This window comes from Opitutus sp. sgz309028, from assembly GCF_059821195.1.
Window position 1 is genome coordinate 595,711 of the sequence record NZ_JCAMRR010000001.1, and the last position, 25,627, is coordinate 621,337.

General features: G+C 65.6%; 22 protein-coding genes. 15 read left to right on the top strand and 7 right to left on the bottom strand.

What is annotated here, in order from left to right:
- From ccoN to AC6RV7_RS02195, 7 genes are all read left to right on the top strand, one after another.
- A complete protein-coding gene (gene ccoN, locus AC6RV7_RS02165) occupies positions 1-2,307 on the top strand; it encodes a cytochrome-c oxidase, cbb3-type subunit I (RefSeq protein WP_500092255.1) in 2,307 nt (768 codons plus the stop codon).
- Positions 2,308-2,360: 53 nt separating this feature from the next.
- Positions 2,361-2,549: a hypothetical protein gene (locus tag AC6RV7_RS02170; protein ID WP_500092256.1), complete on the top strand. Its 189-nt coding sequence runs from the start codon at positions 2,361-2,363 to the stop codon at positions 2,547-2,549.
- Positions 2,533-3,102: a c-type cytochrome gene (locus tag AC6RV7_RS02175; RefSeq protein WP_500092257.1), complete on the top strand. Its 570-nt coding sequence runs from the start codon at positions 2,533-2,535 to the stop codon at positions 3,100-3,102. Before AC6RV7_RS02170 ends, AC6RV7_RS02175 begins: the two co-directional genes overlap by 17 nt.
- Before the next feature lie 100 nt (positions 3,103-3,202).
- Entirely contained in the window at positions 3,203-4,702 is a 1,500-nt protein-coding gene (ccoG, locus tag AC6RV7_RS02180; RefSeq protein WP_500092258.1) for a cytochrome c oxidase accessory protein CcoG, read from the top strand.
- A 22-nt stretch (positions 4,703-4,724) separates the two neighbouring features.
- Positions 4,725-4,901, top strand: a complete 177-nt coding sequence (locus AC6RV7_RS02185; RefSeq protein WP_500092259.1) for a hypothetical protein — start codon at positions 4,725-4,727, stop codon at positions 4,899-4,901.
- Between the two features lie 18 nt (positions 4,902-4,919).
- Positions 4,920-5,615, top strand: a complete 696-nt coding sequence (locus AC6RV7_RS02190) for a sulfite exporter TauE/SafE family protein (RefSeq protein ID WP_500092260.1) — start codon at positions 4,920-4,922, stop codon at positions 5,613-5,615.
- Positions 5,616-5,620: 5 nt separating this feature from the next.
- Positions 5,621-8,029, top strand: a complete 2,409-nt coding sequence (locus AC6RV7_RS02195; protein ID WP_500092261.1) for a heavy metal translocating P-type ATPase — start codon at positions 5,621-5,623, stop codon at positions 8,027-8,029.
- Positions 8,030-8,208: 179 nt separating this feature from the next.
- Here the strand turns inward: AC6RV7_RS02195 and AC6RV7_RS02200 are convergent, their stop codons facing one another.
- Positions 8,209-8,664: a universal stress protein gene (locus AC6RV7_RS02200; protein WP_500092262.1), complete on the bottom strand. Its 456-nt coding sequence runs from the start codon at positions 8,662-8,664 to the stop codon at positions 8,209-8,211.
- 164 nt (positions 8,665-8,828) lie between these two features.
- On the opposite strand from AC6RV7_RS02200, the gene AC6RV7_RS02205 reads away from it, so the two are divergent.
- Complete coding sequence (locus tag AC6RV7_RS02205; RefSeq protein WP_500092263.1) at positions 8,829-10,106, top strand: aminopeptidase P N-terminal domain-containing protein; 1,278 nt, start codon at positions 8,829-8,831, stop codon at positions 10,104-10,106.
- 18 nt (positions 10,107-10,124) lie between these two features.
- Here the strand turns inward: AC6RV7_RS02205 and AC6RV7_RS02210 are convergent, their stop codons facing one another.
- Positions 10,125-12,401, bottom strand: coding sequence for a glycoside hydrolase family 2 protein (locus AC6RV7_RS02210; RefSeq protein ID WP_500092264.1), 2,277 nt, complete (start codon positions 12,399-12,401; stop codon positions 10,125-10,127).
- Between the two features lie 147 nt (positions 12,402-12,548).
- Between AC6RV7_RS02210 and AC6RV7_RS02215 the strand changes: the two genes are divergently transcribed.
- From AC6RV7_RS02215 to hemA, 5 genes are all read left to right on the top strand, one after another.
- Positions 12,549-12,785 carry a hypothetical protein gene (locus tag AC6RV7_RS02215; RefSeq protein WP_500092265.1) on the top strand — a complete coding sequence of 79 codons (237 nt, stop codon included), beginning with the start codon at positions 12,549-12,551 and terminating at the stop codon, positions 12,783-12,785.
- Positions 12,786-12,902: 117 nt separating this feature from the next.
- A complete protein-coding gene (locus tag AC6RV7_RS02220; protein WP_500092266.1) occupies positions 12,903-14,042 on the top strand; it encodes an RsmB/NOP family class I SAM-dependent RNA methyltransferase in 1,140 nt (379 codons plus the stop codon).
- Positions 14,043-14,076: 34 nt separating this feature from the next.
- Complete coding sequence (locus AC6RV7_RS02225; RefSeq protein ID WP_500092267.1) at positions 14,077-14,844, top strand: class I SAM-dependent methyltransferase; 768 nt, start codon at positions 14,077-14,079, stop codon at positions 14,842-14,844.
- 119 nt (positions 14,845-14,963) lie between these two features.
- Complete coding sequence (locus tag AC6RV7_RS02230; RefSeq protein WP_500092268.1) at positions 14,964-15,815, top strand: cytochrome C assembly family protein; 852 nt, start codon at positions 14,964-14,966, stop codon at positions 15,813-15,815.
- Positions 15,812-16,867, top strand: a complete 1,056-nt coding sequence (gene hemA / locus AC6RV7_RS02235) for a glutamyl-tRNA reductase (RefSeq protein WP_500092269.1) — start codon at positions 15,812-15,814, stop codon at positions 16,865-16,867. Before AC6RV7_RS02230 ends, hemA begins: the two co-directional genes overlap by 4 nt.
- Positions 16,868-16,922: 55 nt before the next feature.
- Here hemA and AC6RV7_RS02240 read toward each other — a convergent pair whose 3' ends face one another.
- The 5 genes from AC6RV7_RS02240 to lysS all read right to left on the bottom strand — a co-directional run bounded on the left by AC6RV7_RS02240 (position 16,923) and on the right by lysS (position 22,684).
- A complete protein-coding gene (locus tag AC6RV7_RS02240) occupies positions 16,923-18,065 on the bottom strand; it encodes a lipid-A-disaccharide synthase (RefSeq protein WP_500092270.1) in 1,143 nt (380 codons plus the stop codon).
- A gap of 85 nt (positions 18,066-18,150) precedes the next feature.
- The gene (locus AC6RV7_RS02245; RefSeq protein WP_500092271.1) at positions 18,151-19,137 is read right to left on the bottom strand and encodes a Gfo/Idh/MocA family oxidoreductase; all 987 of its coding nucleotides are present in this window, start codon (positions 19,135-19,137) and stop codon (positions 18,151-18,153) included.
- Between the two features lie 64 nt (positions 19,138-19,201).
- Positions 19,202-19,879: an ABC transporter ATP-binding protein gene (locus AC6RV7_RS02250; RefSeq protein WP_500092272.1), complete on the bottom strand. Its 678-nt coding sequence runs from the start codon at positions 19,877-19,879 to the stop codon at positions 19,202-19,204.
- Positions 19,872-21,107: an ABC transporter permease gene (locus AC6RV7_RS02255; RefSeq protein ID WP_500092273.1), complete on the bottom strand. Its 1,236-nt coding sequence runs from the start codon at positions 21,105-21,107 to the stop codon at positions 19,872-19,874. Before AC6RV7_RS02255 ends, AC6RV7_RS02250 begins: the two co-directional genes overlap by 8 nt.
- Before the next feature lie 89 nt (positions 21,108-21,196).
- The gene (lysS, locus tag AC6RV7_RS02260; protein ID WP_500092274.1) at positions 21,197-22,684 is read right to left on the bottom strand and encodes a lysine--tRNA ligase; all 1,488 of its coding nucleotides are present in this window, start codon (positions 22,682-22,684) and stop codon (positions 21,197-21,199) included.
- A 160-nt stretch (positions 22,685-22,844) separates the two neighbouring features.
- Here lysS and AC6RV7_RS02265 point away from each other — a divergent pair, with 160 nt between their 5' ends.
- The gene (locus AC6RV7_RS02265; protein ID WP_500092275.1) at positions 22,845-24,239 is read left to right on the top strand and encodes a M16 family metallopeptidase; all 1,395 of its coding nucleotides are present in this window, start codon (positions 22,845-22,847) and stop codon (positions 24,237-24,239) included.
- A gap of 20 nt (positions 24,240-24,259) precedes the next feature.
- Positions 24,260-25,591, top strand: coding sequence for a M16 family metallopeptidase (locus tag AC6RV7_RS02270; RefSeq protein ID WP_500092276.1), 1,332 nt, complete (start codon positions 24,260-24,262; stop codon positions 25,589-25,591).
- The last annotated feature ends 36 nt before the right edge of the window (positions 25,592-25,627 follow it).

The following is a 25,627-nucleotide window of genomic DNA, read 5'->3' on the forward strand; positions in this document are numbered from 1 at the left end:
ATGTCCGACCGTAAAATCACCATCGAGTATAACGACCGGATCGTCCGCCAGTTCCTCCTCGCCACCGTCATCTGGGGCGCCGTGGGCATGCTGGTGGGCGTCTTCGTCGCCTCCCAACTCAACTTCTGGCGGCTCAATTTCGACCTGCCGTGGCTGACCTTCGGCCGTCTCCGGCCTTTGCATACGAACGCGGTCATCTTCGCGTTCGTCGGCAACATGATGTTCGCCGGCATCTACTACTCGACGCAGCGCCTCGTGAAGGCGCGCCTCGCGAGCGACTTCCTGTCGAACCTCCACTTCTGGGGCTGGCAGCTCATCATCGTCGCCGCGGCCATCACGCTCCCGCTCGGCTTCAGCCGCGGCAAGGAGTACGCCGAGCTCATCTGGCCGATCAACGTCGCCGTCGCCTTCATCTGGGTCGTCTTCGCGGTCAACTTCTTCTGGACCCTCGCCCGCCGCCACGAGCGCGCGCTCTACGTCGCGATCTGGTTCTACATCGCGACGATCGTCACGGTGGCGATGCTCTACATCGTCAACCATCTCTCGATCCCCACGTCCCTGCTTCACTCGTATCCGGTTTTTGGAGGCGTCCAGGACGCGCTCGTCCAGTGGTGGTACGGCCACAACGCCGTGGCGTTCTTCCTCACGACGCCGATCCTCGGCATCATGTACTACTACGTGCCGAAGGCGGCCGAGCGCCCGGTGTACAGCTACCGTCTCTCGGTCGTCCACTTCTGGTCGCTCGTATTCATCTACATCTGGGCCGGCCCGCACCACCTGCTCAATTCCGCGCTGCCGGGCTGGCTGCAGAACCTCGGCATGACGTTTTCGCTGATGCTGTGGGCTCCGTCCTGGGGCGGCATGCTCAACGGCCTGCTCACCCTGCGCGGCGCCTGGCACAAGCTTCGCACCGATCCGGTGCTGAAGTTCTTCGCCGCCGCCATCACCTTCTACGGCATGGCCACGTTCGAGGGCCCGCTCCTGTCCATCAAGGCCGTCAACGCCCTCGGCCACTACACCGACTGGATCATCGGTCACGTGCACGCCGGCGCCCTCGGCTGGAACGGCTTCATGGCCGCCGGCATGATCTACTGGCTGCTCCCGCGCCTCTGGAACAAGCCCCTGCACTCCGTCTCGCTCGCCAACATCCATTTCTGGATCGGGACCTTCGGCATTCTCCTTTACGTCGCCGCGATGTGGACCAGCGGCATCACGCAGGGCCTCATGCTCAACGCCACCGCCGAGGGCGGCACCGTCCTCGCGTATCCCAACTTTCTGGATACACTCGCCACCATCCGTCCGATGATGCTGATGCGCGTGATCGGCGGCGGGCTCTACCTCACCGGCTGGGTACTCCTGGCGTGGAACGTCTGGCAGACGATCCGCGGCGCGCAGCCCGTCAACGGCACCGTCGAGGTCTATCCCGAGCCGGTTCCGGCCGATTCCCGCCTCGGTTTCCGCGGCACCTGGCTCAACGCCCCGACGCTGTTCTGCATTCTCGGCGTCGCCTTCTCCGGCATGTGGATGCTCGGCAACGATCTCGTCAGCGTCCTCGGCCTCGTCGGCGCCGTGCTTTGTTTCGTCGCCGGTTACGCCCTCTTCCGCTCGCGCGGCAAGGAATGGGCCGACTGGTACGAAAAGCTCCTGCTCAATGCCCTGCCGTTCACCCTTCTTACGTTTGTCGCCGTCGCCGCCGGCGGCCTGATCCAGATCGTCCCGACCGTCGCCATCGAACGCGCCCAGAACGTCGAGGACCGCCTGCAGGTCGCCTACACGCCGCTCGAGCTCGCCGGCCGCGACATTTACGTCCGCGAGGGTTGCTACAACTGCCACTCGCAGATGATCCGCACGCTCGTGCCCGACGTGCTCCGCTACGGCGATTATTCCCGCCTCGGCGAATCGATCTACGATTATCCCTACCAGTGGGGCTCCAAGCGCACCGGTCCCGACCTCGCGCGCGTCGGCGGGAAATATCCGAATGTCTGGCATCTTCGCCACATGGAGGATCCCCGCTCCGTCTCCGTCGGCTCCAACATGCCGTCCTATCCGTGGCTGCTGACCAACGACACCGACGTCGCCGCGCTGCCGTCGAAAATCCGCGTCCAGCGCATGCTCGGCGTGCCCTACGGCCCGTTGTCGGCGCAGCAGATTTTCGATCAGGTCAACGAGCAGGCGAAGTCGATCGCCGCCGACCTCCGCACCGCCGGCGCTTACGTCGCCCCGGAAAAGGAGATCATCGCGCTCACCGCCTACCTGCAGAAGCTCGGGAAATTCGAGCCCGTCGCGCCGAAAACCGCCTCGCGCTGAACGCCCGGCGCTCCGGTCACGACTCCACCCGTCCTCAACCCTCTCCTCGAGCGATGTTCAAACGTCTCATCCTCGGCGAACACGCGTGGCTCTTCATCGCCGCCGCGTTTGCCACGGCCGCCGCCATCTTTCTGACGATGGTCTGGCAGGCCGTGCGCATGAAGCGCACGCAGGCCGATCGTTTCGCCGATCTCCCCTTCAACTCCGATTCCGCCGCCGCCCGCCATGACCCCTCCGCCTAATCAGCAAGACCAGGAGCCGATCCGTCCGCACGTGTTCGACGGCATCCAGGAATTCGACAAACGCATGCCGAACTGGTGGCTCGCGACCTTTTATGGCGCGATCATCTTCTGGGTCGGCTACTGGTTCTATTACGAGCGCGCCGACGGTCCGTCCAACACCGCGATCCTCGAGCAGCAGCTGTCCGCGATCGAAGCCGCCAAACTCGCCAACGCGCCGTCCGTCGACGACGCGAGCCTGTGGAAAATGAGCCGCAATCCCGTGTTCGTCGACGCCGGCCGCGCCACCTTCAACACAACCTGCGCCAGCTGCCACAATGAGAAGCTCACCGGCGGCATCGGCCCCAATCTCGTCGATCAACTCTGGATCCACGGCGGCACCCCGACCGAGATCTACAAAACCGTCACCGACGGCGTGCTCGTGAAGGGCATGCCCGCGTGGGGCCCCGTCCTCGGCGCCAAAAAGGTTTCCGAAACGGTCGCCTACATCCTGAGCCACCATCAGGAAAACGAACCCGTCGAAAAACAGGAGGCTTGGACTCCTCCCACCAGCTAGAATCCGTCCCGACCTCGACTTCAGCCCGCGCAGCGATCACCCAGGCAGCCCCCCGTTCGACGCCCTGCCGCATCGCTGCGCTCCCCGCCTCAGCGCAGCCATGCCACCCACCGATCCCACTCCACGTTCCCAGAAGGCGTCGACCCCGCGCTACACCTACCGCCATCCGAAACTCGACGCGCCGTCGCTCGATTCCGTCACCACGATCCGGGCCGACGGCTCGCGGCCGTTCCTGTATCCCGCCGACACGCACGGCCGCTTCACCCGCGCGCGCCGCTGGTCCGCCCTCGGTCTCATCGTCTTTTACCTGGCGCTGCCGTGGATTCACGTGGGCGGCTACCCGGCGGCGTTTTTCGATATCGCCAGCGGCCGTTTCCACCTCTTCGGCATCACGCTCGCGTTCCAGGATCTCTGGCTCCTCTTCTTCGTCATCACCGGCCTGGGCTTCGCGCTCTTCTTCGTCACGTCCCTCCTCGGACGCGTCTGGTGCGGCTGGGCCTGCCCGCACACCGTTTTTCTCGATCACGTCTACCGCCGCATCGAGCGCGCCATCGAGGGCGACGCCGTCAAGCGCCGCGCCCTCGCCGCCGCCCCGCTGTCGGCGTCGAAAATCGCGAGATACACGCTCAAGCACGCGCTCTACGTGCTCGTCTCCGCGGTCATCGCGCACCTGTTCCTCGCCTACTTCGTCTCGATCCCGGAAGTCTGGTCGATGATCCGCGCCGCGCCGACCGAGCACTGGAGCGCCTTCGGCTTCATGGCGGTTTCCACCGGCATCCTGTATTTCAATTTCGCCTGGTTCCGTGAACAGCTCTGCATCGTCATCTGCCCCTACGGCCGCATCCAGTCGGCCTTGATCGACGATCACTCGCTGGTCATCGGCTACGATGCCAAGCGCGGCGAACCGCGCGGCAAAGTCGGCACGCCCGACGCCGGCGATTGCATCGACTGCCACCGTTGCGTGCACGTCTGCCCGACCGGCATCGATATCCGCCAGGGGCTGCAGCTCGAATGCATCGGCTGCACCGCGTGCATCGACGCCTGCGACGATGTGATGACGCGGCTCGACCGTCCGACCGGCCTCATCCGCTACGACTCGCAAGCCGCGTTCACGGGCCAGCGGACCCGCTGGTTCCGCCCCCGCATCGCGATCTACGGCGTGTTCCTCCTCATCGGCGCGAGCGTCGCCGGCTGGGCGCTCTCCACCGTCCGACCGGCCAACTTCAGCGTCACGCGCATCACCGGCGCCCCCTACATCGTCGACGCGCAGACGGTCCGGAATCAATTTCTCGTGCGCATCGTCAACAAGCGCACCACCGCGCAACAATTCGTGCTGAAGATCGACGATGCTCCCGCCTCGCTGCGGCAGACCGGTTTCACCACCGCCGTCGAAGTGCCCGCGCTCGGCGAGCTCGTCCAGCCGCTGATCCTCCAGCAACCGCGCGCCGATTACACCGGACCGTTCAAGTTCGAAGTCGAGGTCGGCGACACTCAGGAAACCTATAAACTGGAGCGCAAGGCCGAGTTCCTCGGACCCGAAGCCCGCCTGCTCCGCGAAGAAGATGAGGAAAGAAAACGTGCCGGCCTCGAACGCCGCTGAACGCCTGGGCCTCGCGGCCGCAGTGCCCGCCCCCACCGCCAGCCGCCGCTCTCCCCGCGCGCCCCGCCGGTCTTTTCCGCTGTGGCTCTGGGTGCTCGTCGCCTTCGGCGTGCAGCTCGCGGCGTGGACCGTGTGGTTCGTGATCGCGTCGCACCATCGCGTCGCGGAGGTGCCGCTCTCGACCGCGCCCGCGAAATAAGGCCCCGCCCGCCCGGACATGGATTTCGCCGCCATCAATTCTCCTTCCGCCGCCTTCGTCGCCGGTCTCGTGACGAGCCTGCACTGCGCCGGCATGTGCGGCCCGCTCGCCTGCTCGCTGATGCCGGTGAAGGGCGACTCCGCCGACGCGCAGATCGTGAGCACGACCTATCATGTCTCGCGTCTTTTCAGCTACGCGCTGCTTGGGGCGATCGCCGGCGGACTTGGCGGACTGCCGCTGAGCTTCGTCTCGCAGTCCGTGCTGCGCTGGCTGCCGTGGGTGCTCGTTCTCTTCTTCGTGGCGATGGGGCTGCGGCTGGACCGCCATATGCCGAAGCCGGCGTTTCTCGCGCGGCATACCTTCCGGTTGAATCTTTGGCTCCGCACGCGCTCGCGCCCCGAAGCCGCCGCGGCCCTCGGGCTCGCCACGCCGCTGCTGCCGTGCGGTCCACTCTATTTCGTGGTCGCGCTCGCCCTCGTATCCGGATCGGCGTTACGCGGGGTCGAGTTCATGCTCGCGTTCGGCCTCGGCACAGTGCCGCTGCTCTGGCTCGCCCAATCCCAGTTCCACTGGGTCCGCCGCAAACTCTCGCCGCTCTGGCTCAACCGCACGCGAATCGCCTTGTGCCTCGTCACCGCGCTCGTGCTCGGCTGGCGTCTGCGCGGCACGCTCGGGTTCGCCGGGCCCGATCCTTCGACCTTCGTCTGCCACTGAACGCCATGAGCGTCCCCACCCTTTCCGCCCCCGACCGAACGACGCGCGCCCTCCCGACCTGCAAACATTGCGGCGCGCCGCTGATCGACGAGCGGATGCGCGCCTCCGGCTTCTGCTGCGCCGGCTGCTCCTACGTTTACCGGCTCGTGCACGAGCACGGTCTCGCCGGCTACTACAACATCAAGGATGGCGTCACGGCGCCGGCCGACGCCGTGGTCTTCCAGCCGCGCGATTTTTCCTGGCTGCAATCCGCGCAGGACGAGGCCGAAGCGGGCGCGCCGGCCGTGCCTTCGCTGTTGCTGTCGGTCCAGGGCATCTCGTGCGCCGGCTGCGTCTGGCTGATCGAACGCGTTTTTCAACAGCAACCGGGCGCCCGCGACATCGAAGCCAATGCCCAATTGGGACAAGTCCGGCTGCGCTGGATCCCCGGCCAGTTCTCCGCCGCGGACTTCGCGCGCAAGCTCCAGTCTTTCGGTTACCTGCTCGGGCCGGCCCACGCCGCGACCCCTCCCTCCGAAGCGCGCGCGCTGGTGAAGCGCATCGGACTCTGCGCCGCGTTTGCGATGAACATCATGCTCTTCGCGTTTCCGGCCTACTTCGGCATGGAGCCGACGTTCGCCTACGCGCGGCTGTTCGATCTTCTGGCACTGGGCTTCGGCACGCTGAGCTTCCTCGTCGGCGGCACCTATTTCATCGGCCGCGCGTGGCGCGCGCTGCGCGAGGGCGCCATGCACATCGACCTGCCGATCGCGGTCGGCATCGTCGGCGCGTATTCAGGTTCTCTCTACGGCTGGTTCGCCGGCGAGCACCACTTCGTCTATTTCGATTTTGTCGGGACCTTCGTGCTCCTGATGCTCGTCGGTCGCTGGGCGCAGGTCGCCGCGGTGGAGCGCAACCAGCGTCGCCTGCTCGCGCAGCAGCCGACGCCGCAGCGGGTCCGCCTCGCCACCGGAGCCGACGTCGCGCCCGAGCAGCTCCGCCCGAACCAGGACTACGTGGCCGCCGCCGGACAGACCGTTCCCGTCGAATCGCGCCTGGGCTCGGCCGAAGCGCAGTTTTCCCTCGCGTCGATCAACGGCGAGGCCGCGCCGCGCGAGTTTCGTGCCGGCCAGCGCGTGCCGGCGGGCGCCATCAATGTCGGCCGCACCGCCGTCTCCCTGACGTCCCTGCAAGCGTGGGACGAATCCCTGCTCGCCCAGTTGCTGCGTCCCGGCGAGCGGCAGGGCGCACGCCACGTGTTTCTCGAGAAGATCGTCCGCGGCTACCTGATCGGTATCTTCGGCATCGCGCTCGCCGCCGGCCTCGGCTGGTGGCTGAGCACTCACGACGGTCTCCGCACGTGGTCGGTCGTCACCGCCGTGCTCGTCGTCTCGTGTCCGTGCGCGATCGGCCTCGCCTTCCCGCTGGCCGGAGAGATCGCGACGATCGCGTTGCGACGACGTGGCGTCTTCGTGCGCGAAGGCGACCTGTGGTCGAAACTGGGACGCGTGCGCCAGCTCGTGTTCGACAAAACCGGCACACTCACGCTGGAAACGCCCGTGTTGGAAAACCCCGAGACCCTCGACGCGCTCGATGATTCCGCGCGCGCCGTGTTGTTCGAGCTCGTGCGCGACAATCCGCATCCGGTTAGCCAGTCGCTACTCGAAAATCTGCTCGCGCGCGGCGCGACCCCTCCGCCGGTCCGCGACGCGGAGATCGTCGAATCCGTCGGTCACGGCGTCACCCTCACCTCCGCCGGCCCGACCTGGACCCTCGGCCGCCCCGGCTGGCGCTCCCCCGCCCCGGCAGAGTGTCATATAATGGATGACACTGGCTCGCTCGCCGGCGATGTGGTGCTGGCGCGCGACGGGGCCGTGGTCGCGGAGTTTCGATTTGCGGATCGGGCCCGCGCGGATGCCGGCGCCGAACTGAAGGCGCTGCAGGCCGCGGGTTTTCGGACCTATATCTTGAGCGGCGATCGATCGGAGAAAGTCGCGCGGCTGGCAGCCGATCTAAAGATTCCGGCGGCGAATGCCGTGGGCGAGCTGACGCCGCAGCAAAAAGCAGACTGGTTGTCCGCGCATGGCGCCGACGAAAGTCTGATGCTGGGCGACGGCGCGAACGATAGCCTCGCCTTCGATCGCGCCCTGTGTCGCGGCACGCCCGTGATTCACCGCGGCATTCTCGAGCAGAAAGCCGATTTCTACTATCTCGGCCGCGGGCTCGGCGGACTGCGGGCGCTGTTCGCGATCAACTCGCTCCGCCGCCGCACGGAGATCTGGGTGCTCGTGTTCTCCGTCGCTTACAACGCCCTCGCGGTCGGCCTCGCAGTCGCTGGACAGATGAACCCGCTCGTGGCGGCGATTCTGATGCCGATCAACTCGCTGCTCACGCTCGCGTTGGTGACCGGAGGAATGCGCCGCGCGTTTCGCTGAAACGTTGCCCGGTTTCAGCACGGGCGGAATCGTCTTCGCCCTCGAATCCGGAAGTCGCCGCGACGGCGCACCAGCTTGCCCGTCAACGCGAGGCACCGCCTCGTCTTTTGGGCACAAAAAAAGAGCGCCGGCCCCCGCCGGCGCTCCCACACACATTTCCCTTTCCACTAACCAAATTGTTATCGGACTTTCCGTCCTTCTTTCTTGGCCGGGACAATCATCACCGGACAGGTGGCCCTCAACAGGACGCCGTGCGTCGTGCTGCCCACCAGCAGATCGTAAAAGGCAGTGTGGCCATGCGATCCCATCACGATGTAGTCCACCTTCAGCTTCTCGGCCTGCTTCAAGATGTTCGGCACCGGTGCACCCGAAAACTGCAGGGTGTCCGTTTCGATGCCTTCGGCGGCGAGCTTCTCTTGCAACCGCGTCAACTGCTTGGCCGCGGCCTTCTCACCCACCGTCACAATCTCAGTAATATTTTCAAGGAACGGCCCGTATTCACTCGTAATCACGGGCGGCTGAATCACATTCAAAAGAACGATTTTTGCTTTCAGGGCCCGTGCCAACTCGGTCGCCTGCTCCAGCACGGAATCGGAGATTCCGCTGAAATCGATCGGGGCCAGGATCGTTTTCACGAGGCAGAGTATGCCAGAAGGACGTTTTTCCCGCTGCGCGCGGATTGGCCGAAATAACGCGAATTTTGCGCAGTTACCCGCCACGTATCCTTTTCCGGCCTTAGCCGGTCCTCGATCCCGGTTGCGGAATTGCGTCGGCGGCGTTCCTGCAGACGCTCGCTCGCATGACTACGTTCCTCTCCGAACGTCGCGCACGCGTCGCCTCTGCCCTCGAAGTCGGGGACGCCGTGCTGCTCGTCGGCGCCGGCGAACCCGTGCCGCTGCCCGAGGAAACCGACCAGACGTATCCATTTCGTTCCCACGCGGATTATTTTTATCTCGCGGCCCACGAATGCCCGGGCGGCGTCATCGCCTTCGATCCGCTCGACGGAAATCGCGACGGCTGGGTCTCGTTCGTGCCGGACGTGACCGAAGGCGAGCGCGTCTGGGAAGGCCGCAGCCAGCCGGCGGGTCAATCGATCGCCGCACTCGAGCCGTGGCTCGCCCGGCGCCGGACCCGATCCATCGTCGCCCTCGGCGCGCCGTTGCGTGGCGTGCGCAGCGATCCGGCGCGCAACGCCCGCGTGCGCGAGCAGTTCCTGCACGCCCGCCGCCCCAAGGACGCCGGCGAGCTCGCGCTGCTGCGCCGCGGCGCGGCGGCCACCGCCGCCGGTTACGACGCGCTGCGCGCCCACCTGCGGCCCGGCGTAACCGAACGACAACTACAGATCGAGCTCGAGGCGGGCTTCTTCCGCGGCGGCGCCGCGCGCACCGGCTACGGCTCCATCGTCGGCACCGGCCCGAACGCGGCGGTGCTGCATTTCGAGCCCTCCGCCCGCACCGCGGCCGCCGGCGAATTCGTCCTCGTCGACGCCGGCGGCGAGATTGACCGCTACGTCACCGACGTCACGCGCACCTACGTGGTCGGCGAACCAAGCGCCTTTCAGCGCGACCTCTACCAGGTGGTGCTCGCCGCGCAGGAACGCGCGATCGCCCGCTGCGTCGCGAAAGCCGAATGGACGGCGATCCATCTTGCCACGGCGGTCGATCTCACGGCCGGGCTCGTCGAACTCGGGATAATGCGCGGCAATCCCGAGACCCTCGTCGAACAAGAAGCGCACACGTTGTTTTTCCCGCACGGACTCGGTCACATGGTCGGCCTCGGTGTGCGCGATGCGAGCGGACTCCTGCCGGGGCGAACGAAGGATCCGCGGCCGAGCCTGCGCACGCTCCGCATGGACCTGCCGCTCGAACCGGGCTACGTCGTCACCGTCGAACCCGGGCTGTATTTCATTCCCGCGTTGCTCAACGACCCGGGGCGGCGCGAGCGCTTCCCCGACTGCGTCAACTGGAGCGCAGCCGAGCAACATCTCGCCCTTGGCGGCGTGCGCATCGAAGACAATCTCGTCATCACGGACGGCGCGCCGGAAAACCTCACCGCCGCAATCCCGAAGACGCTGTAAGCTCCCGCCGGCGGACGCCTAGAAATTCGTCACGCCTTTCGGCACCGTCACCGCTTCACGGTTCGCGGCGGTGTCCGGCCGGGCGCGCAAAAGCGTGTAGTCGGAACTCCACTCCGGCCGGTCGGCTGCGGCGAGGTGCAGCGTGAACCGCGCTTCGACGAAATCCGGCAGCACGACGCTCAGCCGCGGGCCGGCCACGTTGACGCCCGAGCCCGCCGCCTCGGCGATCCACGTGCCCAGTTCGCACCTCGCGTCACCGAGTGTCAGCCAGGCCGCGACCTCCACCCTGTCGCGCGAGACCGGCGCATCGTGCAACAGCCACAACTCCGCCTCGAAGGTTTCTCCCGGCGCCCAGGAAAACTTCCGGATGCGCGCGCTCGCGAGCGTAGGCCGGCAGGCTGCGGCCACCGCCTGCAGCGCTGGCTTCGGCTCGCACGGCCAGCCGACAAGGCTCATATTCGCGGCGCACGGCCACGGTTCGTTGAAGCACCAGTTGAGCGCCATGCTCGCGACGGGTTTTTGCCGGCGCGCCTCTTCGAAAAGCCCCTGCAGTCCCATCGCCTGCAACAATTGCCCGCGCTCGACCATCTCCTCGAGCGACGCGGCCGGACCGAAATAGTGCTCGATTTCGGCGAGATAAAGATGGCTCTGCGGCAACCAGGCGCCGAAGGCGTGATGCGTTTCCCACGCGGTGCCTGGTCGCGGCGGCCACAGTTCCTCCGGCGGCAGAATTCGTCGCAGCGTCGCCACCGACGCCGGTCCGGGACATCCAAATTCCGGATACGCGGTGCAGCGCGCATGCTGGAAAAACGCCCACGCCTCGTCACCGCTGATCGGATCGCGAAAAACATAATGTCCATGGCCCACGCCCTCGACCGGCGAGGTCGCGAGAAACGGCCGCATCGGGTCCAGGTCGAAGCAGTTGCGATTCAGCAGTCGGAGCGCGAGCGACTGGTCGGTCATGCCGGACCATATGTTGAACAACTCGTTGCCGCCGCACCACAGCACGACGCACGCGTGGCCCCGCAGACGTGCGACGAGGCTGCGGGAATCGCGATCGAGCACGGCGAGGTAAGCGGCGTCGTCGGGATACGCGTTGCACGCGAGCGGAAACTCCTGCCAGACCATGATCCCGAGTTCGTCGCACCGCTCATAAAACGTGTCGTGCGGAGTCGTGGCTCCGCCCCACAGCCGCAGTAGGTTCAGGTTGCTCTCGCGCACGAGCGCGAGTTGCTCCGCATAACGCGCCGGAGTGAGCGAGCCGGGAAAAACGTCGGGACACACCCAGTTGCTGCCCTTGGCGAAAAGCGCGCGGCCGTTTACCTCGAGGGTCATCGGCGGCAGGCTGCGCGATTTCGGGAAAGCCTGCGGTTCTTTCCACTGCTCCGGCGCCATGACCAGCCGCACGCGCCGAAATCCCACGCGTTCCTCGGCCGCATCCAGCACCGCGCCGGCCGCATCGCACAACTCGACTCGGCTGCGATACAGCGCCGGCCGGCCTTGATCGTGCGGCCACCACAGTTCCGGCGTCGGCAAAACGAATTCGAACGTCGCAGCACGATCGTTTGCATCGAGTGCGTGCTCCGCGTTCCGCACGACCGCACCGTCGGGCGCGAGAAAGGTCCAGCGCAGCCGCAGATCGGTCGACGCCGCATTCTTCAGCGAAATGTCCACGCGGCCGCTCGCTTCGGAACAGGTTTCGTTCAGCCGATAGGAAAGCGTCGGCCGCGACGAGAAGTGCGCCCGCGCGCGCGTTTCGAGATACGCGTCGCGCCAAAGTCCAAGCGGCACGAGCCGCGGATGAAAATCCCAGCCGTAGCTCACCGCGGGTTTGCAAGAGCGGTTCGCCTGATTGCGATCCTTCGGCTCCGCCTGCGATTTCGGCGCCGGCGCGACGCGCACGCGGATCTCGCTGCCCACGCGCAGCGCGTCCGTCACGTCGAACTCCAACCGCGTTTGCAGCCCCTCGACCGCGCCAAGCGATTGCCCATCCAAAAAAACCTCACCCGCGTAATCCACGCCTTCGACCACCAGAAACAGCCGCGCGCCGGCCTCGCACGGCGGCGGCGTCTCGATTTGCGCCCGATACGTCCACCACGATTCGTCGAGATCCGCCCATTCCCGCTGCACCGCGTCGCCGATCGTGAAATCGGGGAATCCATGCGCGTGCCCCCAATCGAGTTGCACGGCGCCGGGAACCTGCGCCGTCACCCAGACGTCGGGCTCGGCCGCAGCCGCGGCGTGGCGGCCAAGCTGCCAGTTCAATGCAAAACACGTCCGACCGGGGTTCGTCATAGCGCGCGACGGTGAAGCATTCAAAACGTCGCTCCCGCGCCGGCTCGGCAAGCGCGAACGCAGCCGTCCGCGTCCGTCGCCGGAGCGGTGGTAATTTTCCATGGACATCCGACGCCTTCTGGCTCTCCTTTTTCTTCCCTTTCCACCATGGCTCAGCCCACCACAAAGCTCGTTTCTCCCGCCAGCTTGGTCGTCGATGCGATCCTCGTGATCGCCTTCTTCGCCTTCATGTTCACGGTGCTCGAGTCGCACGTGCCGTCCAACGACCCGAAAATGGTTTTCCTCTGGGGCGGCCTCAGCAGCGCCTGCATGAGCGGCGTTTTCTGGCTCTGCATCCAGATGTTCCGCGTGGTCTTCCGCTTCCAGCGCGAGTCGAGGAAATAAGCCTGTCTCGCATTCCGGTTTCCGGCCCCGAAGTTTCGGGGCTTTTTTTTTTTTGCGCCGCGCACCGGACTCTGGGCGTGTCTTTCGCGCGATTCATGGTTTTTTCCGTCCGTAACGATGTTCGATTCCGCCATTTTCAATCACGCCGCGCGCGTCCTCGAGGAGGTCCATGACGATTTCCCGGCGGATGCAGCGCTGAGGCGCTATCTCGGGCTCGCCCGCCGACTCGGGCCGCGCGAGAAGCGGGCGGTGAGCCGGGCGGTGTTCATGTATTTCCGCTGGCTCCAATGGCTCGACCGCCGCGAGTCCGCGCAGAAACAGGTCGAGCGCGCCGTCGGATTCCACGAGCGTTTCACGCGCGATCCCAAGGCGATCAAACCCGAAGCGCTCGCCGTGCGCGCCGTGCCCGAATGGCTGCGCGACGAAATGGAGCTGCCCGCCCCTTACCTCCAGCAACTCCAGCGCGAACCCGCGCTCTGGCTCCGGGCCCGGCCTGGCACGGCGGAGAAACTTGCGCGCACCTTGGGTAACTGCGAACCGCCGGCGCTACCGCCCGGTCTCGGCCTCGCCGCGCCCGACGCCCTGCGTTATCAGGGAGCGCAGGATCTTTTTCTCACACCCGCCTTCCACGCCGGCGCGTTCGAAATCCAGGATCTCGCCTCGCAACTCGTCGCGATCGCCGCCGCGCCCCAGCCGCGCGAGACGTGGTGGGACGCCTGCGCCGGCGAGGGCGGCAAGACGCTCCATCTCGGCGACCTCATGGCCAACAAAGGCCTGATCTGGTCGACCGACCGCAACGCCCGCCGCCTGGAAACCTTGAAGCGCCGCGCCGCCCGCGCACATCTTTTCAACTACCGGCCGGCGCCGTGGGACGGCGGTCCGCGTCTGCCGACGAAGACGAAATTCGACGGCATCCTGATCGATGCCCCGTGCAGCGGCGTGGGCACCTGGCAGCGCAATCCCCACGCGCGCTGGACCACGACGATCGACGATGTGCGCGAACTCGCGCAGGTGCAGCGCGCGTTGCTCGAACATGTCGCCGGCGCGCTCAAGCCCGGCGGCAAGTTGATCTACTCCGTCTGCACACTGACGCGCAGCGAGACGACTGCGGTCGCGAGCGCGTTTGCCGAAGCGCATCCGGAATTCGAGCCGCTGCCGCTCGGCGCCACGCCGTCGGCGAGTTCGCAACCTTTCCTCTGGCCCCACGAGCTCAACGCCAACGGCATGTTCATCGCCGGCTGGCGGCGGAAAGCGTGAGCCGGCCGCCTCGTCCCACCTTCGTTTGCCTGCGTTGAAAAAGATCTCCGCCGCCACCGTCCGCGCCGACTTCAACGATCTCACCGCCGTCCTGCACTACACGCGCGCCGCGCATCACCTCGGGCTGTGGGAATCGGAGCGCGTGATCATCGAGCGGACGTTCACCGACCGCACCGCGCCGTTGATCGAGGCCGGCTGCGGCGCCGGCCGCGTGACGCTCGGGCTGTGGCAACTCGGCTTTCGGAATCTCACGGCCTTCGATTTCGCGGAGCAACTCGTCGACCAAGCCCGCGCGCTCGCGGCGGAACGCGGCGCCGCCGACCTTCGTTTTCACCATGCCGACGCCACGCGCCTCTCGACATTCGGCGCGCCACTCTCGCCGCCTTACGCCGGCGCGCTGTTCATGTTCAACGGCCTGATGCAGATCCCCGGCCGGGAGAACCGGCGCGCCGCGTTGCGCGAGCTTCACGCCGTCTGTGCGCCCGGCGCGCCGATCCTGTTCACGACACACGACCGGAAATCGTCGTCGACCGAGCGGGCGCTCTGGCGGCTCGAAGCCGTGCGCTGGGAACGCGGCGAGCAGGACGCGCGGCTGGTCGAATTCGGCGATCGCTATTTCGAGGAGGAAGGCACCGGCCGGACTTTCATGCATTTGCCCGACCGCCGCGAAATATTGGAGGACCTCGCCGCCACCGGCTGGACCCATCACTCCGACTGCATGCGCGGCAAGCTCGCTCGCGAAACGAAAGCCGTTCGCGATTTCTCGGACGAGTGTCGGTTCTGGGTCGCGCACCGCGGCTGAGCGGGCGTCCCTGATTGCGCGTCAGCATAATCGTCGAAATCCCAGCGCGCTCCGGGCTTGGCCGGGTTCGTCCAGCTTCCACTTGCTCCAGTCCGGGTTTCCCCTAGCGTCGCTCCCTCATGTTTGCCGGACTCACCGATCGCACCTGGCTGTGGTTCGCCGCGGGTTTTTATCTCGCCGGGCTGCTGCTGGGCACGCTGTCGCTCCTGCGCGGACAACAGCAGTCCAACACGCGGATCAATGTCATCATCGCGCTCGGTTATCTTTGCCAGCTGATCGGTCTTTACGCGCGCGGCCGGGTCGTCGGCGGGTGCCCGCTGGGCAACACGTTTGAGATTTTCCAATTCACCGCCTGGTCGGCCACGACGCTCTATCTCGTCGTGGGCGTGACCTTCCGGCTCAGCCTCCTCGGCTATTTCACGTCCTGCCTCGCGGCGGTGCTCACGCTGGTGTCGCTGGCGATTCCGGCTTGGGACATGACGCGGCGCGCCAAGATCTTCGGCGGTAATCCCTGGATTGAGCTTCACGCGTCGCTCGCGTTGTTCAGTTACGGCGTTTTCGCCCTGCTCGCGCTCACCGCGCTGATGCTCGTGCTCCGCCACTATTCGCTGAAAAAGAAGCACCTCAGCGGCTGGTTCTCGTTTCTGCCGCCGATCATGGACCTCGATCACATCAGCGTGCGGCTGCTCGTGACCGGTGTCGTCATGATGACCGCTTCGCTGATCGGCGGCACGATCTACTGGGCGCGCGATCCGGCGTCGGTGAACTCGACCAAACTCCTCATGACCGTCGCGATCTGGCTGGCCTATGCGATCGCGCTGACGCTGCGCTTGAAAGGCCACCTGCTCGCCAAGCGTTTCGCCTGGACCTGCCTCGCGCTCTTCGGTGCGGCGCTGCTCTCACTCGGTCCTGTGGACGCCAGCCGCCATTCTCCCGCGCTGCCGGCGCCGGACCATGTTGTGCCGCGATGAACTCGGAAGCGTTCTTCGTCCTCGGCGCCAACCACCACAAGACCCCGCTCGCCGTCCGCGAGCGGTTGTCGCTCAGCGCTGATGCCGCGGCGACCTTGGCGGCGCAGCTCACGCAGCTGCAGGGTTTGCGCGAGTTCACGTTGCTCAACACCTGCAACCGCGTGGAGTTCTACGGCGTCGCCGCCGATCCCCTCGCCGCGCAACGCGTGCAGGCCGCGTTCTGCTCGCAACAGCAGGTCGACCCGGCCGAGTTCGAGCAGATCCGGCTGAATCTCCGCGGCGCCGACGCCGTGCGCCACCTGCTTGAGGTCGCCGCCGGCATCGACTCGCAGATGATCGGCGAGACCGAAATTTTCGGTCAGGTCAAAGATGCCTACGCCGCCGCGCAATCCCGCGGCCACACCGGCCCGGTGCTGAATCGCGTTTTCCAGAAAGCCTTCCAAGCCGCGAAACACGTGCGCACGCACACCGCGATTACCGAAGGTCAGGTCAGCATCGCGAACGTCGCCGTGGATCTTGCGCACACGATTTTCGGCGACCTGTCCTCGACGCGCATTCTGTTGCTCGGTGCGGGCGACATCGGCGAGAAAACCGCGAAAGCGTTCCAGAGCCGCCAGGCGGGCAGCCTCACCGTTGCAAGCCGGCGCTTCGAACGCGCGATGGAGCTCGCCACCGCGCTCCACGCCAGCGCGATGCCGTTCGAGCAACGCGACGCACGCCTCAGCGAATACGATGTCGTGGTCTGCGCGACCTCCGCGCCCGGCGTGGTCGTCACGCGCGACGCCGCCAAAGCCGCGATCCAGAAGCGTCCCGCCCGGCCGCTGTTTCTGATCGATCTCGCGCTGCCCCGCGACGTCGACGCCGGCGCGGCCGATCTGCAGAACGTGTTTCTCTACAACCTCGACGACCTTGCGAAGATTGCGGAGGAAAACCGCGCCGCGCGCGAAGCCGAGCTCGCCAAATGCCGCACGATGCTCGCCGAACGCGCCGACGCGTTGTGGAAGCACATCGAGCCGCGTCTCGCCGAACTGAAGGCGAACCACCTCGGCTGACACGCCGAGGAGGCGTTCGCGAACGGGGCGCGCGCCGCGAATCGCGCGTGGCGGATCAGCCCAGCTGACGTGACAACCACTCCGCCGCCGAACCGTTGGCAGGTTGGCTGAGCAAGGTTCGCAAGCTCCGCGCCTGTTCCGCCGTCCGCTCCCGCCGCGCCGGCTCCTCGAGGCATGCGCGCAGTTCCGCCGCGAGCGCCGCCGGCGTGGCCGCGCCCTGCACGTATTCCGGATACATCGCTTCGCCGAGCAGCAGATTCGCGATCCCGATGAACTTCACCTTCACGATCATCCGCCCGAGAAAATACGTCAGCGGATCCGTGCGATAAGTCACCGCGCCGGGAATGCCCGCGAGCGCGCACTGCATCGACATCGTGCCGCTCGACGTGAGCACCGCCGCGGCGCCGACCGGTTCGTGACCGATGCGCATGAGTTTCACGTTCTCCGGCGGATTCGCCGCGCGCAAGGTGCCGAGGATTTCGTCGCTCGGATACAGCACCACCGCCTCGCGCGCGCGGCCGTAATCGCGAAACGCCGCGAGCAGCACCGGAAAAATCCGCGACACCGGCCCGCGCCGACTGCCCGGCAGCAACAGCACCGGACCATTCGGCTCGAAACGCACCGGCGCCGCGTGATCGGCCGCGAGAAACGGATGCCCGACAAACTCCACCGGCAGCGCCGTGTCCGCGTAAACCGACTGCTCGAACGGAAAAATCGACGCGAGCCCATCCAGATGCTGCGCCATGGCGAACCGACGCCCGGCGCGCGACGCCCAGATCTGCGGGCTGATGTAATACAGCGCCTTCGTGACACCGCCGGCCTTCGCCGAAAATCCGCGCGCGAACAGCTCCTTCGCGATCCGCAGATTCAAGCCCGACGAGTCCACGAAACACACCACCCTCGGCCGATGCTCGCCGATCCAGCGGACGATCTCCGCGATCAGCGCGCGATAATACGAGATCTTCGCGATCACCGCGAAACCCATGGCCGACGACACCGTGAGATCGCGCAGCAGCTGCGCGCCCGCCGCCTGCAGCCGCGGTCCGCCGAGCGCCGCGATCGCGAGTTCCGGACGCAGCCCGCGCAAGTCGCGCACCATCCGCGCCGCATGTTCGTCACCCGAATGCTCAGCGGCGACGATCAACAGGTCGACGCGACCGCCGACAGGCGGAGGCAGGCGCAGGGGTTCAACGCTCATGACGCGTAGTGCTTGCGTGGATTCGGGAGTCGAACCCAGGGCGGTTGGGGACAACTGCCCCTACCTGTTTCTTTTATCTCGCCCATCATCCTTTCGCGGCGCGTTTGATTTGTTCGGTAATCGTGATCGCCACCTCGAGCGCGCTCTTGCCGAGCGAGGCGCCGACCTTCGGCTGCTGCCGCTTCTCCACGCTTTCGACAAAGTGCTTCAGCTCGATCGCGAGCGGCTCGCCTTTTTCGATCGGGATATCCTGCACTGGGACCGAGCTCACGTCGCCCGCTTTGGCGAGGCCGACTTTCAACTTCAATCCGTAGGCGATCAGGTCGCTCTTTTTCACCAGATGCCCGGTCTGGTTCATGAAATCGAGGGAGAGATACGCGTTGTCCTGAAAGACGCGGATCTCGCGGTTTTTCTTCAGGCTCATGCGGCTCGCGCTGAGGTTGGCGACGCAGCCGTTCTCGAACTCGATACGGGCGTTCGCGATGTCCTCGCTCTTCGACAGGACGTTGATGCCGACGCTGTCGATCCTGCGGATCGGCGACTTCACCAGCGCGAGCACGATGCCGATGTCGTGGATCATCAAATCCAGGACAACTCCCACCTCCGTGCCGCGCGGCTGATACGGCGCGAGCCGCTCGGTGGTGATGTAGCCGGGACGGTCGACCTCCTTTTCGAGGAAACTCATCACCGGATTGAAATGCTCGATATGTCCGACCTGCACGAGCCGATTGGCCTTTTGCGCGGCGGCGAGCACCTGCTCGGCTTCCGCGAGGCTGGCGCAGAGCGGTTTCTCGATCAGCAGATGACAGCCCTGCGCGAGCAGCGGAATCGCGACCTCCGCGTGCCGATCGGTCGGGACGACGATCGAAACCGCGTCGCACGCGGCACCCAGTTCTTCGAGCGTGGCGAACCGCTGGCAGTTGAACTTCCCGCAGATTTCCGCCGCGCGGGCGTCATTCGTTTCGAAGATGCCGGCGAACGCGACGTTCGGGAGCGACGCGTAGATCCGGGCGTGATGTTGCCCGAGCGAACCGACGCCGACGACGCCGCAGCGAATCTTGGGAGAGGCCATGCGCGAAACGTAGCGGCCGACCCGCCGGCTGCCATTCGAAAAACGGCCGCCTCGCACCTGGCGTTTACCGCGGCGGCGGAGCGAAGCGCCCGTCGTGCAGGAAAAGCGACCGCTGTGCCTTCGCGGCGTGGGCGGCGTTGTGCGTCACGAGCACGAGCGCCGTACGCATCTCCGCGCAAAGACCGAGCAGCAGTTCCACGACGGCGTCGCCGGTATGCTCGTCGAGATTGCCGGTGGGTTCGTCGGCGAGAATCAGCTTCGGCGAATTCATCAGCGCGCGCGCGACGGCGACGCGCTGCCGCTCGCCGCCGGACAGATGCGCGGGCAGGTGCATCACGCGTTCGCCGAGGCCCACGCGTCCGAGCAGGTCTTTCGCGCGCTCGCGCTCGGCCGCGCCGGGCTTTTTCAAAATGCGCGCCGCCATCACAACGTTCTCGAGGGCGTTCAGCTCCGGGATGAGGTAGAACGACTGAAACACGATCCCGAGAAACGACGCACGGCGGTCGGCGTTGGCCGGCTGGCCGGTCCACGCGAGGCTGCCCGCATCGGGTTCGTCAAGCGCGGCGAGAAGGTTGAGCAAGGTCGATTTGCCGGAACCGGATTCGCCGCGAATGGAAACGCTTTCGCCCTCGAACACTTCGAGATCGACGCCGCGCAAGACATCGATCCGGCGATCGCCGCTCGGAAAACTCTTCGTCAGACCGCGCGCCGTGAGCACGGCGGTTTTGTTTTCTTTACTCACTGCGCAACGCCTCCACGGGTTTGAGTCGCGCCGCGCGCCACGCCGGCAGCAATCCCGCCAGCGTCGAAATCACGATCGAGCAGACGACGATCATCACGACGTCGCTCGTCGCCGTGTAGGCGGGCAGTTTGCTGAATTGATAAAACCGCACGAGCACCTCCTGGCTGCTCGTCAGCTGCGTGAACGTCCGGATGATGTTGTCGCGGAAAAACAGCGCGGTGAAGCCGAGCGCGAGTCCCGCGCCGGTGCCGACCGCGCCGATCAGCAGGCCTTGAAAACAGAAACACGCCGCGACCTGCCGCGGTTTTCCGCCGAGCGCGCCGAGCACGCCGATCTCGCGCGTCTTCCGCACCACCGAAATCAGCAGCGAGCTCGTCACCGAAAACGCCGCGACGATGATGATGAAGGTCAGCAGGAAAAAGATCATGTTCTTCTCCAGCGAGAGGATGAACAAAAAGTCCTGGTTCGCCTCCATCCACGAGTGCGCCGACATGTGCGCGTCCGGCGGCAGCGCGGCGTTGATGCGGCCGGCGCCGATGTCGGCATCGAGCCCCGGCGCGAGTTTCACGTTGATGCCGTGAATGCCGCCGCGCAGGCCGTAGAGATCCTGCATCAGCCGCAGCGTCACGAGCACGACGGAGCTGTCGAGTTGCTGGTGGCCGACCTCGAAGATACCGACGACTTTCAATTCGCGCGGCAAAAGCACCTCGTCGTTTTTCAACCGCTCCAGCAGCAGCGGCGAATAGACCTCGACCATATCGCCCATGCGCGCGCCGATCGAAATCGCGAGATTCGCGCTCAGGATGATCGAGTCGTCATCGAGCGCGTCGAGCGAACCGACGCGGATGTAGCGGTCGAGCGGCACGACCTTGCCGACGCGGTTGACGTCGATCCCCTGGATGCCGGGAAACGCGGGTTTGCGGTCGCACTCGAGCATCACCACGCCCTCGGCATACGGCGTGGCGGCGACGACGCCCGGCACCTGCGTGATGCGCGCGAGGAGTTCCTCGGGGTTTTGGACGAAGCCGTTGGCCTTCACCTGCACGTCGCCCTGCGTCTCCACGATCATGCGACGGATTTCGTGGCCGAAACCGCCCATGACGCTCGTCGAGATCACGAGCAGCGCGACGCCCAGCGCGACGCCGAGCGTCGAGATGAAGGTAAAAAACGGAAACCGCCGCCCCGTCGGGAAGAGCTGCTTGAGAGCGAGGTAAAGCGGCCAGGGCATGCGCCAGATTGGGGGTGAAGTTTAGGTGATAGGCTCGAACCGCGCGACCGAAGCACCGCAGGTTCGCGCCTTCACTTCAACGTTTCACTTCAGCTGGCCGCGCCGCCGCTGCCGGGACGCAGCTGCGGAAACAGGATCACATCGCGGATGCTCTCGGCGCCGGTCAGCAGGATGCAGAGCCGGTCGATGCCCACGCCCATGCCGCCGGCGGGCGGCATGCCGTGTTCGAGCGCGAGGAGGAAATCCTGGTCGATGTTCTGCTTCTCCTCGCCGGCTTGCTTCTCGAACATCTCGCGCTGCACGTCCGGGTCATTCTGTTCCGAATACGCGGGCGCGACTTCCATGCCGCCGATCGTGAGCTCGAAGACGTCGAGCACGCTCGGATCCTCGGCATTCAACTTCGCCAGCGGGCAAAGCTCTTTCGGCAGGTGCGTGACGAACGTCGGCTGAATCAGCGTCGGCTCGATCTTTTTCGAGAAAATCTCGTTGGTGATTTCGAATTCCTCCCAGCCGGGATGAACCGAAAGCCCCATCGCCTCGGCCTTCGCGATCTTCTCCGCCTTCGTGCGGCCGAACCACTCGGGGTCGCCCGTGGCTTCCTTGATCAGATCCTTGTAACGCACCTCGCGCCACTCGCCGGCGAAATCGATCTCCTGACCACTCGCCGCGTGCTTGATCTTCGTCGTGCCGAGCACGTCGCGGCAGAGCGTCGTCAACATATCGCGGATCAGCGTCATCATCCCGCGGTAGTCGCTGTAAGCCTGATACACCTCGAGCATCGTGAACTCGGGATTGTGCCGGCGGGACACGCCCTCGTTGCGGAAGATGCGTCCGATCTCGAACACGCGATCGAAGCCGCCCACGAGCATCCGCTTCAGCCGGAGTTCCGTCGCGATGCGCAAAAAGAAATCGACGCCGAGCGCGTTGTGATGCGTGACGAACGGCCGCGCCGCCGCGCCGCCCGCGGTGTTCTCGAGCACCGGCGTCTCGACTTCGATGAACTGCTGCGACTCGAGAAAACGCCGGATGTGCGAGACGATCTTCGAACGCAGCATCAGCCGCGCGCGCGACTCCTGGTTGACGATCACGTCGAGGTAGCGCTGGCGGTAAACCTGTTCCGGATCGCTGAGGCCGTGAAACTTCTCGGGCAGCGGACGCAGGGCCTTGCTCACGAGGGTGAACGCATCGACGCGGACGGTGATCTCGCCGGTCTTGGTTTTGAACAACGCGCCGGTGACGCCGATGATGTCGCCGAGATCGAGCGACTTCTTGAAGACGCCGTAGCGCTCCTCGCCGAGCACGTCCTTGCGGAAATAGAGCTGAATCTGACCCTGCTGGTCCTGGATCTTCACGAACGAGCTGCCGCCCTGCACGCGAAACGTGACCAGCCGGCCGGCGACGGTGACGTTGACCGTGTAATCCTGGCCCTCGACGTAGAGCGCTTTGGCGTCGGCGGAGAAATGCGTCGGCGCCACGTTGGCGCGAAACGGATCGAAGCCGCCCGCCCGCAAATCGGCGAGCTTCTGGCGCCGGACTGCGTGCTGGTCATGCGTGATATCTTGAGGGATCTCGCTCATGGAACCGCGCAGGCTGTGGCCCGACCTGCGCCGGCGCAAACGGATTTTCAGCCGGCGCGCGCGTTCCGACCCGGCCGACGCTGCCGCGCGACCGACCATCGCTAACCGCTTGGCGTTTTTGCCGGCATGCGTCACCTTGCGCGCCAAAACCTCCTCACGCATGAAACGACGCCTGTTCCTACTCCCCTTGTTTCTCGCCGCCGGGCTGCTCGGCTTTGCGGCCGACGACCGCGCCGGACCGCTCGCGAAGGTCGAGGGTTTCTCGTTCGTCAAAACCGTCGGCGACATCTCCGAATACACCCTGGACGCCAACGGTCTCACGGTGCTGCTCATGCCCGAGCACTCCAGCCCGACGCTTACGTTCATGGTCACCTACCGCGTCGGCTCGCGCAACGAGGTCACCGGCACGACCGGCGCCACGCACTTGCTCGAGCATTTGATGTTCAAGGGCAGCGACGCCTTCAACGACGCCAAGGGCAACTCCGTGAAACAATTTCTCGAAAGCATTGGGGGCGAATACAACGCCACCACCTGGCTCGACCGCACCAACTACTACGCCAACATCGGCAACGAGCACCTCGAGGGCTACATGGCGATCGAGGCCGATCGGATGCGCAATCTCTGGCTGCGCGACTCCGACCGGCAACCCGAGATGACGGTCGTGCGCAACGAATTCGAGCGCGGCGAAAATTCGCCCTTTCAGGCGCTCATCAAGGAAATCTTCCAGTCCGCCTACGTCGCGCATCCGTATCATCACTCCACCATCGGCTGGCGCAGCGACATCGAGGGCGTGCCGATCGAAAAACTCCGCGAATTCTACGACACGTTTTACTGGCCCAACAACGCCACCGTCTCGGTCATCGGCGATTTCGAACCGGCCGCCGCGCTCGGGCTCGTGAAAAAATATTACGGCCAATATCCGCGTTCGCCCCAGCCGATTCCGGAACTCTACACCGTCGAGCCCGATCAGACCGGGCCGCGTCACGTCACAGTGAAACGCGCCGGCCAGCTCGGCGTCGTTGCCGTCGGCCACAAGATCCCGCAGGCCACGCATCCGGATTTCGCCGCCGTCCAGGTGCTGAGCATCATCCTCACCGACGGCAAAAACAGCCGGCTCTACAAGGCGCTCACCGATAAAAACCTCACCGTCGGCGTGCAGGTGTTTCTCGGTTTCAACCACGATCCGTCGCTCCAGATCATCTTCGCGCCGCTCGCTCCCGGCGCCACGCACGAGCAGGTTGAAAAAATCACGTTCGAGGAAATCGAACGGCTGAAAAAAGACGGCGTGACCGAGGGCGAAGTCAAAGCCGCCGCCGCCAAGCTCCTCGCTGACGCTGCGTTTCAACGCGACGGCTCGTTCGCGATCGCGGGCAATCTCAACGAGTGCATCGCCGCCGGCGACTGGACGCTTTATTACAAGATCGAAGAGGCGACGAAGGCCGTGACGCCCGCCGACGTGCAACGCGTCGCGCGCAAATACCTCGGCGTCGACCAGAGCACGACCGGCTGGTTCGTGCCGAATGTGCCCGAGCAAGCTGAAGCCGCCACCGAGTAAAACCGCCGAACTTTTCCGCCATGAAACGTTTTTCTTTTTCGCTCCTCGCGCTCTGCTCGCTCGTGTTCGTCGCCGCGCCGCTGCGCGCGCAGATCGCGAAGCAGGTTGTCCGCACCGACATCAACGGCATCGACCTGATCGCCTACCCGACCGGCGTGAAGGACGTCGTCACCATCCGCGGCTCGATCCCCGCCGGCGACGCGTTTGCCGGCGACGGCAATGTCGCGATTCCCACGCTCGTCGGCATGATGTTGGACAAGGGCACGACGAAGCACGACAAATATGAGATCACCGAGCTGCTCGAGAGCGTCGGCGCCACGATCTCGTTCGACGTCGGCACGCAGACCGCGGGCATCAGCGCGAAATGTCTCAAGAAGGACGTGCCGCTCGTCATCGGCCTGATCGCCGAGCAACTGCGCACGCCGGCGTTTTCCGCGGAGGAATTCGAGAAGGTGAAAAAGCAGTTCGTCGGCGGACTGCAGCGTCAGCTCGAGAGCACGGATTTCCGCGCCGGCGACGCGTTCACGCGCGCCGTGTATCCGGTCGGACACCCGAACCGGCAGCCGCCGACGGAAGAGTTCATCGCCGACACGAACAAGGCCACGCTCGAGGAAGCGAAGGCGTTTCACGCAAAATATTACGGCCCCGCGCATTTCATCCTCGTCGCCGTCGGCGACCTCGACATCCCGCAACTGCAGAACGAAGTGCGGCAGGCGTTCGCCGGCTGGAGCGGCGGCGTCGACGTGATCAAAACCGCCAAGGCGACCTCGACCGACGCCGCGAAAGATCAGGTCATTTTCATGTCCGACAAACCCAGCGTAACGGTCGTGTTCGGCCAGGCGACGGGGCTGCGCTATCGCGATCCGGACGCGCAGGCGCTGCGCGTCGCGACCGCGATTCTGGGCAGCGGTTTCACGGGCCGATTGATGGCCAACGTGCGCGACAAGGAAGGTCTCACTTACGGCATCGGTTCTTCGGTCGGCCGCGACACGTTCAACGACGGCGACTGGCGGATCAGCGCGACCTTCGCGCCTGCGCTGCTCGACAAAGGCATCGAGTCCACGAAGCGCCAGCTCCGGCAATGGTATGAGCAAGGCGTGACCGAGGACGAACTCGAACGCCGCAAGGGCGACCTCGTCGGCAGTTTCAAAGTTGGCCTCGCCACGACCGAAGGCATGGCCGGCGCGCTGTTGACCGCCGTGCACCGCGGTTACGACGTCAGCTGGCTCGACGAATACCCGAAGCAGATCGAGGCGCTGACGACGAAGGACCTGAACGCCGCGATCAAAAAGCATCTCAAGCCCGACGAGATGGTGATCATCAAGGCCGGCAGCATTCCCGGCGCGAAGTAAGCGCGACGCGTCCCGGCCGACGGCCTGCGCGGCGTC